The sequence below is a fragment of the Kitasatospora sp. NPDC057198 genome, assembly GCF_042670125.1.
Lineage (GTDB): Bacteria > Actinomycetota > Actinomycetes > Streptomycetales > Streptomycetaceae > Kitasatospora.
The window spans coordinates 18,106-32,867 of sequence record NZ_JBHUWH010000028.1 but is presented as its reverse complement, the minus strand read 5'-3'; the positions used below and the strand labels follow the sequence as shown (position 1 = coordinate 32,867).

The following is a 14,762-nucleotide window of genomic DNA, read 5'->3' as shown; positions in this document are numbered from 1 at the left end:
CGGCCGCGGTCCTCCGGCGGCCGGGCGGTCCCGGTGGGTTCAGCGCGCGTTGTAGTTCGGCGCCTCGACGGTCATCTGGATGTCGTGCGGGTGGCTCTCCTTGAGGCCCGCCGAGGTGATCCGGACGAACCGGCCCTTGGTCTGCATCTCCCCGATGCTCGCCGCACCCACGTAGCCCATGGTCTGGCGCAGGCCGCCGACCAGCTGGAACAGCACGGCGGAGAGCGGGCCGCGGTAGGGCACCTGGCCCTCGATGCCCTCGGCGATGAGCTTCTCGTCGGAGGAGACCTCGGCCTGGAAGTAGCGGTCCTTGGAGAAGGACTTCGCCTGGCCGCGGGTCTGCATCGCGCCCAGCGAGCCCATGCCGCGGTACGACTTGAACTGCTTGCCGTTGATGAACAGCAGCTCGCCGGGCGACTCCTCGCAGCCGGCCAGCAGCGAGCCGAGCATCACGGTGTCGGCGCCGGCGCACAGCGCCTTGCCGATGTCGCCGGAGTACTGGAGGCCGCCGTCGCCGATGATCGGGACGCCCGCGTCCTGGCACGCCTGGGCGGCCTCGTAGATCGCGGTGACCTGCGGGACGCCGACGCCGGCGACCACCCGGGTGGTGCAGATCGAGCCGGGGCCGACGCCGACCTTCACGCCGTCCACGCCCGCGTCGAGCAGCGCCTGGGCGCCGTCCCGGGTGGCGACGTTGCCGCCGACCACGTCGACCGGCACGGCGGCCTTGATCTTGGAGATCCAGGACAGCGCGTTGTGCGAGTGCCCGTGCGAGGTGTCGACGACCAGGAAGTCCACGCCCGCGCCGACCAGCGCCTGGGCCCGGTCGAACGCCTCGGCGGAGGCGCCGACGGCGGCACCCACCAGCAGCCGGCCCTCGGCGTCCTTGGCGGCGTTCGGGTACTTCTCGGCCTTGACGAAGTCCTTGACGGTGATCAGGCCCTTGATCCGGCCCTCGTCGTCGACCAGCGGCAGCTTCTCGATCTTGTGGCGGCGCAGCAGCGCCACCGCGTCCTCGCCGGAGATGCCGACCTTGCCGGTGATCAGCGGCATCGGGGTCATGATGTCGGCGACCTTGCGGCTGCGGTCGGTCTCGAAGGCCATGTCGCGGTTGGTGACGATGCCCAGCAGCTTGCCCTCGGCGGTGGCCACCGGCACGCCGGAGATCCGGAACCGGGCGCACAGCGCGTCGGCCTCGGCCAGCGTCGCCTCCGGGCCGACCGTGATCGGGTCGGTGACCATGCCGGACTCGGAGCGCTTCACCAGGTCGACCTGGTTGACCTGGTCCTCGATCGAGAGGTTGCGGTGCAGGACGCCGACGCCGCCCTGGCGGGCCATCGCGATCGCCATCCGCGACTCGGTGACCTTGTCCATCGCCGCCGACAGCAGCGGGATGTTGACCCGCACGTTCCGGGAGATCCGCGAGGAGGTGTCGACCTGGTTGGGCAGCACCTCGGAGGCCCCGGGCAGCAGCAGGACGTCGTCGTACGTGAGTCCGAGCATCGCGAACTTCTCGGGTACGCCGGCGGCGTTGTAAGACATGGGGAACCTTCCGTGGCGGGCCGTCGTTCTGCGCACGGGCGCCCGGCTGTCATCGGCCGCCAAGACGCCCGGTGACTGGAGGAACCTCCAACGGAACCCCGCGCGCACCGGAGAAACTTTGGCGACCCGACCAGGCGCCGATACCCCATGGTACTGGTGACGCGGGGCAGGTCGTCGCGCCCTCTTGACAACACCCGGCCGGCCGCGCTTCTTCCGGCCGGGCCCGGACGGCCGTCCACGCGCGTCCAGCAGGGCGGACCGGGATCAGCCGGTCTCCTCCGCCAGCGCCCGCAGCCGCGACAGCGCCCGGTGCTGGGCGACCCGCACCGCGCCGGGCGACATCCCGAGCACCTCGCCGGTCTCCTCCGCCGACAGCCCGTCCGCCACCCGCAGCAGCACCAGCTCGCGCTGACGGGCCGGCAGGTAGGACAGCAGCTCCTTGATCCACTCGGCGTCGCTGGACAGCAGCGCCCGCTCCTCCGGGCCGAGCGAGTCGTCCGGCGTCTCCGGCAGGTCGTCCGGCGGGATCACCGTCGAGCCCGGCCCGCGCATCGCGGCCCGCTGCAGGTCGGCGATCTTGTGCGCGGCGATCCCGTACACGAAGGCTTCGAACGGGCGCCCGGTGTCCCGGTAGCGGGGCAGCGCGCAGAGCACCGCGACGCAGACCTCCTGGGCCACGTCGTCCACGTGGTGCCGGGCCCCGCCGGGCAGCCGGACCAGCCGGCCGCGGCAGTACCGCAGTGCCAGCGGGAGCACGTAGCCGAGCAGCGCCTCGATCGCCGGGCCGTCCCCGCGGACGGCCGCCGCGACCAGTTCGGCCACCTCCGGCGACGTCCCCGCGCCGAGGACGGGCGGGCGGACCACCGCTCCCGACGGATCGTCGGATCCGGTCACCGCGCCCTCCGGTGCCGACGACGGATCGGCAGCCGCACCCCCGGGGGCGGGCTGCACCGGGTCGGGCCCGGCGGCCTCCTCGTCGTCACGCATCGGTCCATGGTGCCTGGTCGGGCCGGAAAACGCGGCACCGCGTCCGGACTTGTGCATCGGAACGTTATCCGTCGCCGCGTGCACCGTGCCGCCTCCCCTGCCTGTCCGCTGGTCCCCGAGGTGCTCCACTACTCCATGGTGCAGCCTCGGGACCACAACGTCACACGTCCGAGCGAGCGCAGTTCGCGCGCCCGCTCAGCGGACCAGGCCCCAACGGAAGCCCAGCGCCACCGCGTGCGCGCGGTCCGAGGCGCCCAACTTCTTGAACAGCCGCCTGGCGTGCGTCTTCACGGTGTCCTCGGACAGGAACAGCTCGCGGCCGATCTCGGCGTTGGAACGGCCGTGGCTCATCCCCTCCAGCACCTGGATCTCACGGGCCGTCAGGGTGGGCGCGGCGCCCATGTCCGGGCTGCGCAGCCGGCGCGGCGCCAGGCGCCAGGTCGGATCGGCCAGCGCCTGGGTGACGGTGGCCCGCAGCTCGGCGCGCGAGGCGTCCTTGTGCAGGTAGCCGCGGGCCCCGGCGGCGACCGCGAGGGCCACCCCGTCCAGGTCCTCGGCGACGGTGAGCATGATGATCCGGGCGCCCGGGTCGGCCGACAGCAGCCGGCGGACCGTCTCCACCCCGCCGAGGCCGGGCATCCGGACGTCCATCAGAACGAGATCGGAACGGTCGGCCACCCAGCGGCGGAGGACCTCCTCACCGTTCGTCGCAGTGGTCACCCGGTCGACGCCGGGCACGGTCGCCACCGCACGGCGAAGCGCCTCCCGGGCGAGCGGGGAATCGTCGCAGACGAGTACGGATGTCATGACCGTCCTCCGCAGCTGATCCGCGTCACGTTGAGCCTCCTGGCTGGTACGAACCTCTCCGACACGGCCCCGGGACGGACCCGTTCCGATCGCCTCGCTGCGCGACCGTTCCCGATGTCCTGCGCCCTCTGACCGCCTCCGTACATCCAACGACCGTCACTCGAATGAGTTACGGCTTCACGTCCATCTCCACCACTGTACGTGGCCGACCCATCACACAAGAGCCACCTCGCGGTGCACGCGCCGCACTTTTGTGCAGCTCGCACGCGGTCTCCGCGCCGCGCACGCCCTCCGCGGGCCGCTCACGCCCGGCCGGACACCCGATCGACGGAGCATTCGGGTTCAAACCTATTGCCTCTTTTGTCCGTTTTTATAGCTTCTGTCAGGTCATTGACTGATTCGTCGGTGTGTGGGTGACTTGTCCGTGTAGCTGGCGTAAGTCATATTTCCAGGTGTCCGTACCGGCCCCGTGCAGCCTCGCCGCAGTGACCGCGACCGAGCCGCCAGGTCCCGAGCCATGAAGGGAACGAACCATGGCAGATTTCTCCCGCCTCCCCGGCCCCAACGCAGACCTCTGGGACTGGCAGCTCTCCGCCGCCTGCCGCGGCGTCGACAGCTCGCTGTTCTTCCACCCCGAGGGCGAGCGCGGCGCGGCCCGGACCTCCCGCGAGACGAGCGCCAAAGAGGTCTGCATGCGCTGCCCGGTCCGCACCCAGTGCGCGGCCCACGCCCTGGCCGTCCGCGAGCCCTACGGGGTCTGGGGCGGCATGACGGAGGACGAGCGCGAGGAACTGCTCGGCCGCTCCCGCAACCGCCTGGCCGAGGTCCCGCTGGCGATGCCGCAGACCATCCGGCGCTGACCGCCCGCCCCGCCGCGGCCGTCCCCGCCGCAGCGGACCGCGCCGCAGCGCCGCCCGCCCGTCCCAGGCCGGCGCCGCGCCCAGCGGCTCAGCGGGCGGCCGCCGCCGCCGCGAGCTGGTCCAGCATCAGCGCCACCGCCGCGACCCCCTCCAGGTCCGGCAGGGTCAGCGCCACCACCTCCCGCCGGGCCGGCTCCCCCGAGGCCACCCGCACCGGCACCGCCGCCACCCCCGGGTGCCGCACCGACTCCAGCGCCAGCCCCGGCAGCACCGCCACCCCCAGGCCCGCGCCGACCAGGCCCACCACCGCCGGGTAGTCGTCCGTGGCGAACTCGATCGCCGGCGCGAAGCCCGCGTCCGCGCACAGCTCCACCAGGTGCCCCCGGCACTGCGGACAGCCCGCGATCCACTGCTCCCCCGCCAGCTCGGACAGGTCCACCGGCGCGTCCTCGCCCCGCTCCGCCAGCGGGTGCCCCGCCGGGACGAGGCCCACCAGCGGGTCGTCCAGCAGCGGGCGCACCACCAGCTCCGACCAGTCGTTCGCGGCCGCCGTCGCCGCCGCCTCCAGCGCCGCCTCGGCCCGCGCCTCGCGCAGCGTCGCGTGCGGGGACGGCAGGCTCAGCCCGCCCTGCGAGTCCGGGTAGCGGAACGCCAGCGCCACCTCGCACTCCCCGCCGCGCAGCATCGCCAGCGCCTGCGCCGGCTCCGCCTCCACCAGCGAGACCCGCACCCCCGGGTGCGCCGCCCGCACCTGCGCCACCGACCGCGGCACCAGCGTCGAGCTCGCCGTCGGGAACGAGACCAGCCGCACCCGCCCGGCCCGCAGCCCGGCGATCGCCGCGACCTCCTCCTCCGCCGCCGACAGCCCCGCGAGGATCCCGTCCGCGTGCCGCAGCAGCACCCGCCCGGCCTCGCTCAACTGCATCTCCCGCCCCGCCCGCACCACCAGCGGGGTGTCCACCGCCTTCTCCAGCGCCTTCATCTGCTGGCTGACCGCGGGCTGCGTGCACCCCAGCTCGCGCGCCGCGGCGGAGAACGACCCGGTCCGGGCGACGGCGTGCAGGACGCGGAGGTGGCGGGCTTCGATCACGCGGTCAACTGTACGGAACCCGCCGGACGCCCCGCGCACGCGAAAGGGCGCGAGGTCCCGGCGGTCCGGGCCCGCACCACGGGGGTACGGGCCGGTCGCGCAGTTCCTCGCGCCCCTGCTCTCGCCTTCGCCGTCCCAGCGGCTAGCGGCTAGCGCTTCAGTGGCTGTGGCCGTGGCCGCCGTGCGAGTGGCCGTGGCCCGCGGCCTCCTCCTCTTCCTTCTTCTCCACCACGAGGGTCTCGGTGGTGAGCAGCAGGGAGGCGATGGAGGCGGCGTTCTCCAGGGCGGAGCGGGTGACCTTGACCGGGTCGATGACGCCGGCCTTGACCAGGTCGCCGTACTCGCCGGTGGCGGCGTTGTAGCCCTGGCCGGCGTCCAGCTCGGCGACCTTGGAGGTGATGACGTAGCCCTCGAGGCCGGCGTTCTGGGCGATCCAGCGCAGCGGCTCGGCGAGCGCCTTGCGGACGACGGCGACACCGGTGGCCTCGTCGCCGGACAGGCCGAGGCCGTCCGCCAGGACCTTCGCGGCGTGGACGAGCGAGGCGCCGCCGCCGGCGACGATGCCCTCCTCGACCGCGGCGCGGGTCGCCGAGATGGCGTCCTCCAGGCGGTGCTTGCGCTCCTTGAGCTCGACCTCGGTGGCCGCGCCGACCTTGATCACGCAGACGCCGCCGGCCAGCTTGGCGAGGCGCTCCTGGAGCTTCTCGCGGTCCCAGTCGGAGTCGGTGTTGGCGATCTCGGCCTTGATCTGGGCGACCCGGCCGGCGACCTCGGAGGAGTCGCCGGCGCCGTCGACGACGATGGTCTCGTCCTTGGTGACGGTGATCCGGCGGGCGGTGCCGAGCACGTCCAGGCCGACCTGGTCGAGCTTGAGGCCGACCTCCTCGGAGACGACCTGGCCGCCGGTGAGGGTGGCGATGTCGCCGAGGATGGCCTTGCGGCGGTCGCCGAAGCCGGGGGCCTTGACCGCGACCGCGTTGAAGGTGCCGCGGATCTTGTTGACCACCAGGGTGGAGAGGGCCTCGCCGTCGACGTCCTCGGCGATGATCAGCAGCGGGCGGGAGCCGCCGGCCTGCAGGACCTTCTCCAGCAGCGGCAGGAGCTCCTGGATGGAGGAGATCTTGCCCTGGTTGATCAGGACGTACGGGTCCTCCAGGACGGCTTCCTGGCGCTCCGCGTCGGTGACGAAGTACGGCGACAGGTAGCCCTTGTCGAACTGCATGCCCTCGGTGAACTCGAGCTCGACGCCGAAGGTGTTGGACTCCTCGACGGTGATCACACCGTCCTTGCCGACCTTGTCGATCGCCTCGGCGATCAGCTCGCCGACCTGGGTGTCCTGGGCGGAGAGGGAGGCGACGGCGGCGATGTCGTCCTTGCCCTCGATCTCGCGGGCCACCGAGAGCAGGTGCTCGGAGACGGCGGCGACGGCCTTGTCGATGCCCTTCTTCAGGGCGGCCGGGCCGGCGCCGGCGGCGACGTTGCGCAGGCCCTCGTTGACCAGGGCCTGGGCGAGCACGGTGGCGGTGGTGGTGCCGTCGCCCGCGACGTCGTTGGTCTTGGTGGCGACCTCCTTGACCAGCTGCGCGCCGAGGTTCTCGTACGGGTCGTCGAGCTCGACCTCGCGGGCGATGGTCACACCGTCGTTGGTGATGGTGGGGGCGCCGAACTTCTTGTCGATGACGACGTTGCGGCCCTTGGGGCCGATGGTCACCTTGACGGTGTCGGCCAGCTTGTTGACACCGCGCTCCAGCGAGCGGCGGGCGTCCTCGTCGAACTGCAGGGTCTTCGCCATGGTCCCGTTTCCTCAGGGGTAGGTCTGCGTGCGTGGAGCAACAACCGCGCCCCGGGCCCCTGTCAGTGCTGACACGGTTCCGGGGCGGGGCTGGGACGTCTTACTGCGCGGACGTCTTACTTCTCGATGATCGCGAGGACGTCGCGGGCCGAGAGGACGAGGTACTCCTCGCCCTGGTACTTCACCTCGGTGCCGCCGTACTTCGAGTACAGGACGATGTCACCGACGGCGACGTCGAGCGGCAGACGCTGGCCGTCCTCGAAGCGGCCCGGGCCGACGGCCAGGACGACGCCCTCCTGGGGCTTCTCCTTGGCGGTGTCCGGGATCACCAGGCCGGAGGCGGTGGTGGTCTCGGCGTCGAGCGGCTGGACCACGATGCGGTCCTCGAGCGGCTTGATGGCAACCTTGCTGCTGGTGGTCACGTCCGAGCTCCCCTTCGGAGATTACGGGGTTGTCTAACAGGTAGGTGGCGAAGTCTGCGCGGCCGCCGTCGCGGGGGTCGGACACGCTTCATCGCGTTAGCACTCTCCCTGGGGGGAGTGCCAGAGACGACCTTAGGACGCCGTTAGCACTCAGTCAACCAGAGTGCCAACGACGTCGTGTCGGGTTTCCCGCTCCGCTCCCCCGGAACGGGTACCGGCGCCGGGCGGGGATGAGTGCCGGTACTCAGGCGGCGCACCGGCGGCCCGGCCAGCATGGGCCCATGACGACGATCCGACGCCCGGCCGACCGCGACGCGGTGCGGACGCTGCAACTGCTGGCGGCCGGGGTGCCGCTGCTGATCACGCTGCCGCACCTGCTGTACGCGACGGAGTTCAGCTACGCGTGGGCGACCGACTGCCCCGAGAGCTTCGGCGCGGTGGGGCAGGTGCTGGGGCTGCTGGCGCTGGCGCTCACCGCCTCGGCCCTGCTGACGGGCCTGTGCCTGCCGGTGGCCGGCGCGCTGGTGACGCGCCGCCAGGGGCTGCGGATCGCGCCGTTCGTGCTGCTGGCGGGCACGCCGGTGACCCTCCTGGCGACGTTCGCGCCGCTGCTCCGGAACTGAGCACCGCCCCGGGCGCGGACGGGTACCGCTACTCAGGCGGCGCGCGAACCGCCCTGCCAGGGTGGGCCCATGGCGAAGATCCGACCGTCCACGGGGCGGGACGCACTGTTCTCGGCGGGCCTGGTGGCACTGGAGGTGCCGCTGCTGTGCCTGGCGGTGTACGCGGCGATGGGGGCGGTGTTCGCCCAGGCCGCGGCGTCGGAGCGCGGGGGCGGCGCGGGCGGGGCGCTGGTGCTGTGCGGCGTGCTGGCCGCGGTGGGGCTCGGGGTGCCGCTGGCGGCGCTGGTGGCCACCGCCCGCCGGGGCTACCGGATCGCACCGCTCGCGCTCGGGCTGGCGGGCCCGGTGCTGACCGCGGTGGGGCTCGGGGTGCTCCGGCCCTGACCGGAAGCGGCGACAATGGCCCGGTGGAGATCGAGTCGTTCCGGGCGCTGCTGACCGAGCAGGGGCAGGCGCTGCTGGCCGAGTTGCGGGGTTTCACGGCGGCCGGGGAGCTGGCGCTGGCGACCAGGCTGCGGCGGGAGTACCCGGCGGAGCTGGTGCGGGCGGCGTTCGAGCAGGCCCGGCTGCGGCAGCGGGCGGAGGCGAAGTTCGGGGCGGACGCCGCCGCGATGTACTTCACCCAGCACGGGGTGGAGCAGGCCACCCGCCGTTCGGTGGCCGAGTGGCGGGCGGGCCGGTTCGCGGCGCTGGGGGTGCGGCGGCTGGCCGACCTGTGCTGCGGGATCGGCGGGGACGCGGTCGCGCTGGCCCGGGCCGGGATCGCGGTGCTGGCGGTCGACCGGGACGAGCTGACCTGCGAGGTGGCGCGGGCGAACGCGGCGGCGCTGGGCGTGGCCGACCTGGTGGAGGTCCGCCGGGCGGACGTCGCGGACGTGGACACCGCGGGCTTCGACGCGGTGTTCACCGACCCGGCGCGGCGCACCTCGCGCGGCCGGGTGTTCGACCCCGAGGCGTACTCGCCGCCGCTGTCCTGGGCGGTGCAGGCGGCCCGCGGCGCCCGGTTCGGCGCGCTGAAGGTGGCGCCGGGCATCCCGCACGAGCTGGTGCCGGAGGGCGCCGAGGCGGAGTGGGTGTCGGACCGGGGCGAGGTGAAGGAGGCGGTGCTGTGGTTCGGCACGGCCGCCGCCGAGCCGTACCGGGCGACGCTGCTGCCGGGCCCGCACTCGCTGTCCGGCGGCGCGCTGCCGCCCCCGCCGGTGGGCCCGGTGGGGCGCTACCTGTACGAGCCGGACGGCGCGGTGATCCGCGGCCGGATGGTGGCGGAGGTGGTGGCGACGGTGCGCGGGCGGCTGATCGACCCGATGATCGCCTACGTCACCTCGGACGAGCTGCGGCCGACGCCGTACGCGCAGGCGTACGAGCTGACCGACGTGCTGCCGTTCCAGGTGAAGCGGTTGAAGGCGCTGGTGAAGGAGCGCCGGATCGGCACCGTGGTGATCAAGAAGCGCGGGGCGTCGGTCGTCCCGGAGGAGCTGCGGCGGCAGTTGAAGCCGGCCGGGCCGAACGCGGTGACGGTGATCGTGGCCCGCACCGCGGCCGGCCCGGTGATGATGCTGGGTCAGCCGGTGGGCCCTGCCACGTAGTCGTCGAGGCGGGCGACGGAGAAGCCCTGCTCCTGGATCCGGTTGAGCAGTTCGGCGAACATCCGGGTCATGGTCTCGCCCTTGAGCTCGGACGGGCCGCGGAAGTGGGCCAGGATGATGTCCCCGTTGCGGAGCTTCTTGTCGGCGGCCTGGTACTGCATGTCGTGGATCTGCATGGACTCGCGCCAGAGCACGACGGCGCGCGGCCCGCACTCCTGGACGGCGGTGTTCAGCGCGGCGGTGTTGGCGCCGTCGCCGTAGGGCGGGCGGAACAGGTACGGGGCGGTGCCGTACTGCTCGGTGAGGGCCGCCTGGTCGTCGCAGATCTGCGCCTTCTGCTGGGCGGCGGGGAGCTTGCTCATCACCGGGTGGCTGACGGTGTGGTTCTGGATGCTGTTGCCGAGCGCCTGGAGCGGCTTGAAGTAGGCGTAGTCGTTCTTGACGATGTCCTTGGTCAGGAACATCGTGATCGGCACCTTCAGCTCGGTGAGCATCGCGACGAACTCCGGGTCCTTCTCGGCCCCGTCGTCGATGGTGATGAACACGACCTTGTCGCCGGTCGGGACGTCGCTGAACACCGGTACCGGGCCGGACTTGGTGAGCTTGACCGGCCGGTCGGCCGGCGGGGCGGGCGCCTTCGGCAGCGGCTTGACGCCCCACTTCGCCCAGGTGGCCTCGCCGACCGCGTCCTGCGCGGGCGCCGAGGGGGCGCCGGAGGCGGAGGCGGCCGGGGAGGCGGCGGCGACCGGCGCGGCCGGGACGGCCGGGGGGTCGGCGGGCCCGGAGCCGCTGCTGCACCCGCTGGCGGCCAGCAGCACCGCGAGGGCGCCCGCCCCGTACCCGACCCGTACCCGCTGCATCACCGATGTCCCCCGCTCGCCCTCGACACGCGTGTCGATAATAGGACGATCGGATCGGACTGCTCGGTTGCTACCCCGCGTCCGTGCGGGTGAAGGTCCAGTGGTGCACCGGGCGGGCCAGCAGGTGCGCGGGGGGCTCCGGCACCGGCGCCGGCCCGCCCGCCCACAGCGCGATCAGCAGCACCCGGTCGCCCGGGGCGGTGAACAGCTCCACCCGCTCCAGACCGGCCGCGCCGCGCACCGCGGGCAGTGCGAACTCCCGCGCCCAGGCGTGCAGTTCGGCGCCCAGGCCGTCGGCGGCCCGAGCCTCCCACATCGCCGCCAGGGTCACTTCAGCGCCTCGTGCGCGTGCGCGTGGAAGCTGCCGTGCTCGCCCGGCACGTGGGTCTCGGTGACCGGCAGCGAGGAGTCCGCCGACAGGTCGAAGGAGGACGGCGTGCGGTTCCGCCAGACCATCTCGGCGCCGAGCGCCGCCACCATCGCGCCGTTGTCGGTGCACAGGCCCGGCCGCGGCACCCGCAGCACGATGCCCGCCCGGTCGCAGCGCTGCTGCGCCATCTCGCGCAGCCGCGAGTTGGCCGCCACGCCGCCGCCGATCATCAGGTGGTCGACGCCGTTGTCCCTGCACGCCCGCACCGCCTTGCGGGTCAGCACGTCGGTGACCGCCTCCTGGAAGGACGCCGCGACGTCCGCCACCGGCACCGGCTCGCCGGCCCGCCGCCTGGCCTCCACCCAGCGCGCCACGGCGGTCTTCAGGCCGGAGAACGAGAAGTCGTAGGCGGGGTCGCCGGCGTTGTTCAGGCCGCGCGGGAAGGCGATCGCCTTCCCGTCGCCCTCGCGGGCCATCCGGTCCACCACCGGCCCGCCCGGGAAGCCCAGCCCGAGGACGCGCGCCACCTTGTCGAACGCCTCGCCCGCCGCGTCGTCGATGGTCGCGCCCAGCGGCCGCACGTCGGAGGTGATGTCGCCGCTGAGCAGCAGCGAGGAGTGCCCGCCGGAGACCAGCAGCGCCATCGTCGGCTCCGGCAGCCGGCCGTGCTCCAGCTGGTCCACGCAGATGTGCGAGGCCAGGTGGTTCACCCCGTACAGCGGCTTGTCCAGCGCCCACGCGTACGCCTTGGCGGCGCTCACGCCCACCAGCAGCGCGCCCGCCAGGCCGGGGCCCGCGGTAACGGCGATGCCGTCCAGGTCGGCCGCCTTGACCCCGGCGGTGTCCAGCGCCCGCCGGATGGTGGGGACCATCGCCTCCAGGTGCGCCCGGCTGGCGATCTCCGGCACGACGCCGCCGTACCGGGCGTGGTCGTTGACGCTGGAGGCGACCGCGTCGGCCAGCAGCGTGGTGCCGCGGACGATGCCGACGCCGGTCTCGTCGCAGGAGGTCTCGATGCCGAGGACGAGGGGTTCGTCAGCCATTGTGATGATCCTTCAGATCGCTTGCGTCACTTGCCAGGTGGTCCAGACGCATCACCAGTGCGTCCACGTTGGCGGGCTGGTAGTAGCCCCGCCGGATCCCGACCGGCTCGAACCCGAACCGCTCGTACAGCCGCTGCGCGCGCAGGTTGTCCACCCGCACCTCCAGCAGCACCTCGGCGCAGCCGCGCCGGACCGACTCCGCGGTCAGCTCGGCCAGCAGCACCCCGCCGAGGCCCGCCCCCTGGTGCCCGGAGTCCACCGCGATCGTCTGCACGTCGCCGTCCGCCCCGACCGCCATCAGCCCGGCGTACCCGACGACCGCCCCGGCCCCGTCCACGGCCACCACGTAGTACCGGCTCCCGCCCGGGTACGCCTCGGCCAGCTCCGACCAGTACATCCCGCGCGACCAGGCGTCCTCGGGGAACAGCCGGTGCTCCAGCACCATGACCGGCTCGATGTCCCACCACCGCATGGGACGCAGCGCGTACCTAGCCACGCCGGCCGGCCGTTCCGGGCCCGGCCGTTCCGGCACCAGCGGGCGTCACGCCGGAAGCACCGCCTTGTAGCCCGCGGGGACCTGCGCGTCCGGCCGCCGCAGGTACAGCGGGGCGTTCGGCAGCAGCTCCCGGCCGGCGGCCAGCTCGCGGACCGCGAAGTCGGCCAGCGCGCCCGCCGAGACGTGCTCGGGGCCGCTCGCCGCGGGCAGCGCGTACAGCAGGGCGCCCGCGCCGACCGTCCGGTCGGCGGGCCCGATCTCGGCCGGGCGGTCCACGGAGGGGCCGCTCACCCGGGCGCCGTCGGCGCCGTAGGAGGCCCAGTAGACCTCCTTGCGGCGCGCGTCGGTGGCCACGGTGAACGCCCCCTCCAGGCCCTCGGTGCGGGCCTGGTGGGCGATCGCGTCCAGGGTGCAGACGCCGTGCACGGGCAGGCCGAGCGCGTCGCCGAGGGCGGCGGCGGTGACCAGGCCGACCCGCAGGCCGGTGTACGGGCCGGGGCCGACGCCGACGGCGAGGCCGGTCAGCTCGCGCTTGTCCACGCCGGCGGCGCGCAGCACGGCCGCGACGGTGGGCAGCAGCAGTTCGCCGTGCCGGCGGGCGTCGACCTCGTAGGACTCGGCGAGCACCCGTTCGCCGTCGTGGACGGCGGCGGTGACGGCGGGGGTGGCGGTGTCGAAGGCGAGGAGGAGCACGGGACCAAGGTTAGAGGGTCCGCCCCGGCGGGCCGTACCGCGCCCGCGGCCGGGCCGCACCCGTCCGCGGCCCGGCCGGGAACACACGATCGCCGGGAGGCCGGAACGGCGGGCCGCACCTGGCACCATGGGCCTTCCCGAAGGTGAGACGCGGAGCGTTGAGGAGCTGACGTGGCGAAGCTGGGTCCTGGTGCGGTGGTCGGCGGGCTGACCCTGGGCGCCCTGGCGGTGATCGGGCTGCTGGCCTTCCAGGCGAACGGCGCGGCCTCGCGCGCGGTCGCGGCGGTGCCGTCCGCGTCGAGCGCCGCCCCCTCGGCCTCCGCCACCGGGAGCGACCGGCCGGCCGTGCCGCCGCTGCCCGCCGAGTCCGGCTCGGGGCTGCGGGTGGTGTACTCGCTGAAGGACCAGCAGGTGTGGCTGGTCGACCCGAAGAAGCCGAACCCGGTGCTGGCCTCGTTCAAGGTGGTGCCGGGCAACACGCTGCCCGCGGCGGGCACCTACAGCGTCGCCAGCCGGACCGCGGCCGGCACCGGCACCGACGGGCGGCAGATCGAGCACGTGGTGCGGTTCGCCCAGCAGTCGGGCACGGTGTTCGGCTTCAGCGCGCTGGTGGACGAGAAGGCCCCGGCCCCGTCGCAGGCCCCGGGGACGAAGACCGGCGGCATCCGGGCCACCCGGGCGGACGGCCAGCTGCTGTGGGACTTCGCCCCGAACGGCACCCGGGTGGTCGTGGTCGGCTGACCGGCGGCCCGGCCGCCCGGCGCGCTACGCGGCGTGGCGCTCCGGCGGGGTGGAGACCGCCTCGGCGGCCCGGCAGGCGGCCAGCAGGGCGCGCATCGGCACCGGCGGCACGACGGCGGTGCGCGACGACGGCCCGGCCCCGGCGGGCCCGGCGCTCTCGACGGCTCCGGCGGCCGGGGCCGCCTCCGGGCGGTCTCCGGTGGTCCTGGGGGGTGTGCTCGACATCGGGCGCTCCCTAGTTAGGCATACCTAACTTGCTGGTGCCATCCCATCACGCCCGCGCGGTGCGCCGCAACCGTTTCCCGACGCGCTGTCGGAAACCCGGGTCAGTTCTCACCCAATCCGGTGAGGTCCGCGCCGTCCCAGCGACCGCCCAGCCCGGTGAGGGTGACCCGCCGCCCGTCCGCCTCCTCGTCCAGCGCCCCCACCGCCTCGCCGCCGAGGGTCCGCTCGATCCGGATCTCCAGCCGGTCCTCGGACAGTTCCTCGACCTTGCCCTCGCCCCACTCGACGACCACCACCGACTCGGGCAGCGACACGTCCAGGTCGAGGTCCTCCATCTCCTCCAGCCCGCCGCCCAGCCGGTACGCGTCCACGTGCACCAGCGCCGGGCCGCCGGTCAGCGAGGGGTGCACCCGGGCGATCACGAAGGTCGGCGAGGTGACCGCGCCGCGCACCCCCAGGCCCTCGCCCAGGCCGCGGGTCAGCGTGGTCTTGCCCGCGCCCAGCTCCCCCGACAGCAGCACCAGGTCGCCGGGGCGCAGCAGGGCGGCCAGGCGCCGGCCGAGGCCGGTCATCCGCTCCGCGGTTTCGACGGTCAGAGTGGTCTGCGAACCCATGGCGTCCTTCT

Annotated in this window: 18 protein-coding genes; 5 read left to right on the top strand and 13 right to left on the bottom strand. The window is 73.9% G+C overall.

Going from position 1 to position 14,762, the window contains the following annotated elements; all coding sequences use genetic code 11:
• Positions 1-39: 39 nt before the first annotated feature.
• The 3 genes from guaB to ACFUEL_RS05830 all read right to left on the bottom strand — a co-directional run bounded on the left by guaB (position 40) and on the right by ACFUEL_RS05830 (position 3,336).
• Positions 40-1,542 carry an IMP dehydrogenase gene (gene guaB, locus ACFUEL_RS05840; RefSeq protein ID WP_380234754.1) on the bottom strand — a complete coding sequence of 501 codons (1,503 nt, stop codon included), beginning with the start codon at positions 1,540-1,542 and terminating at the stop codon, positions 40-42.
• 264 nt (positions 1,543-1,806) lie between these two features.
• Positions 1,807-2,529 (bottom strand): RNA polymerase sigma factor ShbA, encoded by a 723-nt coding sequence (shbA, locus tag ACFUEL_RS05835; RefSeq protein ID WP_380234753.1) that lies wholly within the window; start codon positions 2,527-2,529, stop codon positions 1,807-1,809.
• A 195-nt stretch (positions 2,530-2,724) separates the two neighbouring features.
• Positions 2,725-3,336 (bottom strand): response regulator transcription factor, encoded by a 612-nt coding sequence (locus ACFUEL_RS05830; RefSeq protein ID WP_014136228.1) that lies wholly within the window; start codon positions 3,334-3,336, stop codon positions 2,725-2,727.
• Between the two features lie 533 nt (positions 3,337-3,869).
• Here ACFUEL_RS05830 and ACFUEL_RS05825 point away from each other — a divergent pair.
• Positions 3,870-4,196 carry a WhiB family transcriptional regulator gene (locus ACFUEL_RS05825; RefSeq protein WP_030457376.1) on the top strand — a complete coding sequence of 109 codons (327 nt, stop codon included), beginning with the start codon at positions 3,870-3,872 and terminating at the stop codon, positions 4,194-4,196.
• Positions 4,197-4,284: 88 nt separating this feature from the next.
• Here ACFUEL_RS05825 and ACFUEL_RS05820 read toward each other — a convergent pair whose 3' ends face one another.
• The 3 genes from ACFUEL_RS05820 to groES form a co-directional block, all read right to left on the bottom strand.
• Complete coding sequence (locus ACFUEL_RS05820; protein ID WP_380234752.1) at positions 4,285-5,286, bottom strand: LysR family transcriptional regulator; 1,002 nt, start codon at positions 5,284-5,286, stop codon at positions 4,285-4,287.
• A gap of 157 nt (positions 5,287-5,443) precedes the next feature.
• Positions 5,444-7,078, bottom strand: a complete 1,635-nt coding sequence (gene groL, locus ACFUEL_RS05815; RefSeq protein WP_380234751.1) for a chaperonin GroEL — start codon at positions 7,076-7,078, stop codon at positions 5,444-5,446.
• Positions 7,079-7,194: 116 nt separating this feature from the next.
• A complete protein-coding gene (gene groES, locus ACFUEL_RS05810; RefSeq protein WP_014136232.1) occupies positions 7,195-7,500 on the bottom strand; it encodes a co-chaperone GroES in 306 nt (101 codons plus the stop codon).
• Between the two features lie 281 nt (positions 7,501-7,781).
• On the opposite strand from groES, the gene ACFUEL_RS05805 reads away from it, so the two are divergent.
• The 3 genes from ACFUEL_RS05805 (at position 7,782) to ACFUEL_RS05795 (ending at position 9,709) form a co-directional block, all read left to right on the top strand.
• The gene (locus tag ACFUEL_RS05805; RefSeq protein WP_380234750.1) at positions 7,782-8,123 is read left to right on the top strand and encodes a hypothetical protein; all 342 of its coding nucleotides are present in this window, start codon (positions 7,782-7,784) and stop codon (positions 8,121-8,123) included.
• Between the two features lie 69 nt (positions 8,124-8,192).
• Positions 8,193-8,507, top strand: coding sequence for a hypothetical protein (locus tag ACFUEL_RS05800; RefSeq protein WP_380234749.1), 315 nt, complete (start codon positions 8,193-8,195; stop codon positions 8,505-8,507).
• Positions 8,508-8,530: 23 nt separating this feature from the next.
• On the top strand, positions 8,531-9,709 hold the full coding sequence (locus tag ACFUEL_RS05795) for a methyltransferase domain-containing protein (RefSeq protein WP_380234748.1): 1,179 nt from the start codon (positions 8,531-8,533) through the stop codon (positions 9,707-9,709).
• Here ACFUEL_RS05795 and ACFUEL_RS05790 read toward each other — a convergent pair.
• The 5 genes from ACFUEL_RS05790 to tsaB form a co-directional block, all read right to left on the bottom strand.
• The gene (locus ACFUEL_RS05790; RefSeq protein ID WP_380234747.1) at positions 9,685-10,569 is read right to left on the bottom strand and encodes a polysaccharide deacetylase family protein; all 885 of its coding nucleotides are present in this window, start codon (positions 10,567-10,569) and stop codon (positions 9,685-9,687) included. The two genes, ACFUEL_RS05795 and ACFUEL_RS05790, sit on opposite strands and share 25 nt — an antisense overlap.
• Positions 10,570-10,639: 70 nt before the next feature.
• Positions 10,640-10,885: a hypothetical protein gene (locus ACFUEL_RS05785; RefSeq protein ID WP_380234746.1), complete on the bottom strand. Its 246-nt coding sequence runs from the start codon at positions 10,883-10,885 to the stop codon at positions 10,640-10,642.
• Positions 10,886-10,896: 11 nt separating this feature from the next.
• Positions 10,897-11,982, bottom strand: coding sequence for a tRNA (adenosine(37)-N6)-threonylcarbamoyltransferase complex transferase subunit TsaD (tsaD, locus tag ACFUEL_RS05780; RefSeq protein ID WP_380234745.1), 1,086 nt, complete (start codon positions 11,980-11,982; stop codon positions 10,897-10,899).
• The gene (gene rimI, locus ACFUEL_RS05775) at positions 11,975-12,454 is read right to left on the bottom strand and encodes a ribosomal protein S18-alanine N-acetyltransferase (RefSeq protein ID WP_380234743.1); all 480 of its coding nucleotides are present in this window, start codon (positions 12,452-12,454) and stop codon (positions 11,975-11,977) included. The genes tsaD and rimI overlap by 8 nt, the downstream gene beginning before the upstream one ends.
• Positions 12,455-12,523: 69 nt before the next feature.
• Entirely contained in the window at positions 12,524-13,171 is a 648-nt protein-coding gene (gene tsaB, locus ACFUEL_RS05770; protein ID WP_380234742.1) for a tRNA (adenosine(37)-N6)-threonylcarbamoyltransferase complex dimerization subunit type 1 TsaB, read from the bottom strand.
• Between the two features lie 171 nt (positions 13,172-13,342).
• On the opposite strand from tsaB, the gene ACFUEL_RS05765 reads away from it, so the two are divergent.
• Positions 13,343-13,912 (top strand): hypothetical protein, encoded by a 570-nt coding sequence (locus tag ACFUEL_RS05765; protein WP_380234741.1) that lies wholly within the window; start codon positions 13,343-13,345, stop codon positions 13,910-13,912.
• Between the two features lie 24 nt (positions 13,913-13,936).
• Here the strand turns inward: ACFUEL_RS05765 and ACFUEL_RS05760 are convergent, their stop codons facing one another.
• Together ACFUEL_RS05760 and tsaE are read right to left on the bottom strand one after the other, a co-directional pair.
• On the bottom strand, positions 13,937-14,137 hold the full coding sequence (locus ACFUEL_RS05760) for a hypothetical protein (protein WP_380234740.1): 201 nt from the start codon (positions 14,135-14,137) through the stop codon (positions 13,937-13,939).
• Between the two features lie 101 nt (positions 14,138-14,238).
• Positions 14,239-14,751: a tRNA (adenosine(37)-N6)-threonylcarbamoyltransferase complex ATPase subunit type 1 TsaE gene (gene tsaE / locus ACFUEL_RS05755; RefSeq protein ID WP_380234738.1), complete on the bottom strand. Its 513-nt coding sequence runs from the start codon at positions 14,749-14,751 to the stop codon at positions 14,239-14,241.
• Positions 14,752-14,762 lie beyond the last annotated feature (11 nt).

Excerpts from the sequence above, each read along its gene's own strand:
- guaB (WP_380234754.1), bottom strand. The coding sequence starts at position 1,542 with ATGTCTTACAACGCCGCCGGCGTACCCGAGAAGTTCGCGATGCTCGGA.
- shbA (WP_380234753.1), bottom strand. The coding sequence starts at position 2,529 with ATGCGTGACGACGAGGAGGCCGCCGGGCCCGACCCGGTGCAGCCCGCC.
- ACFUEL_RS05830 (WP_014136228.1), bottom strand. The coding sequence starts at position 3,336 with ATGACATCCGTACTCGTCTGCGACGATTCCCCGCTCGCCCGGGAGGCG.
- ACFUEL_RS05825 (WP_030457376.1), top strand. The coding sequence starts at position 3,870 with ATGGCAGATTTCTCCCGCCTCCCCGGCCCCAACGCAGACCTCTGGGAC.
- groL (WP_380234751.1), bottom strand. The coding sequence starts at position 7,078 with ATGGCGAAGACCCTGCAGTTCGACGAGGACGCCCGCCGCTCGCTGGAG.
- ACFUEL_RS05805 (WP_380234750.1), top strand. The coding sequence starts at position 7,782 with ATGACGACGATCCGACGCCCGGCCGACCGCGACGCGGTGCGGACGCTG.
- ACFUEL_RS05800 (WP_380234749.1), top strand. The coding sequence starts at position 8,193 with ATGGCGAAGATCCGACCGTCCACGGGGCGGGACGCACTGTTCTCGGCG.
- ACFUEL_RS05790 (WP_380234747.1), bottom strand. The coding sequence starts at position 10,569 with ATGCAGCGGGTACGGGTCGGGTACGGGGCGGGCGCCCTCGCGGTGCTG.
- ACFUEL_RS05785 (WP_380234746.1), bottom strand. The coding sequence starts at position 10,885 with ATGTGGGAGGCTCGGGCCGCCGACGGCCTGGGCGCCGAACTGCACGCC.
- tsaD (WP_380234745.1), bottom strand. The coding sequence starts at position 11,982 with ATGGCTGACGAACCCCTCGTCCTCGGCATCGAGACCTCCTGCGACGAG.
- rimI (WP_380234743.1), bottom strand. The coding sequence starts at position 12,454 with ATGCGGTGGTGGGACATCGAGCCGGTCATGGTGCTGGAGCACCGGCTG.
- ACFUEL_RS05760 (WP_380234740.1), bottom strand. The coding sequence starts at position 14,137 with ATGTCGAGCACACCCCCCAGGACCACCGGAGACCGCCCGGAGGCGGCC.
- tsaE (WP_380234738.1), bottom strand. The coding sequence starts at position 14,751 with ATGGGTTCGCAGACCACTCTGACCGTCGAAACCGCGGAGCGGATGACC.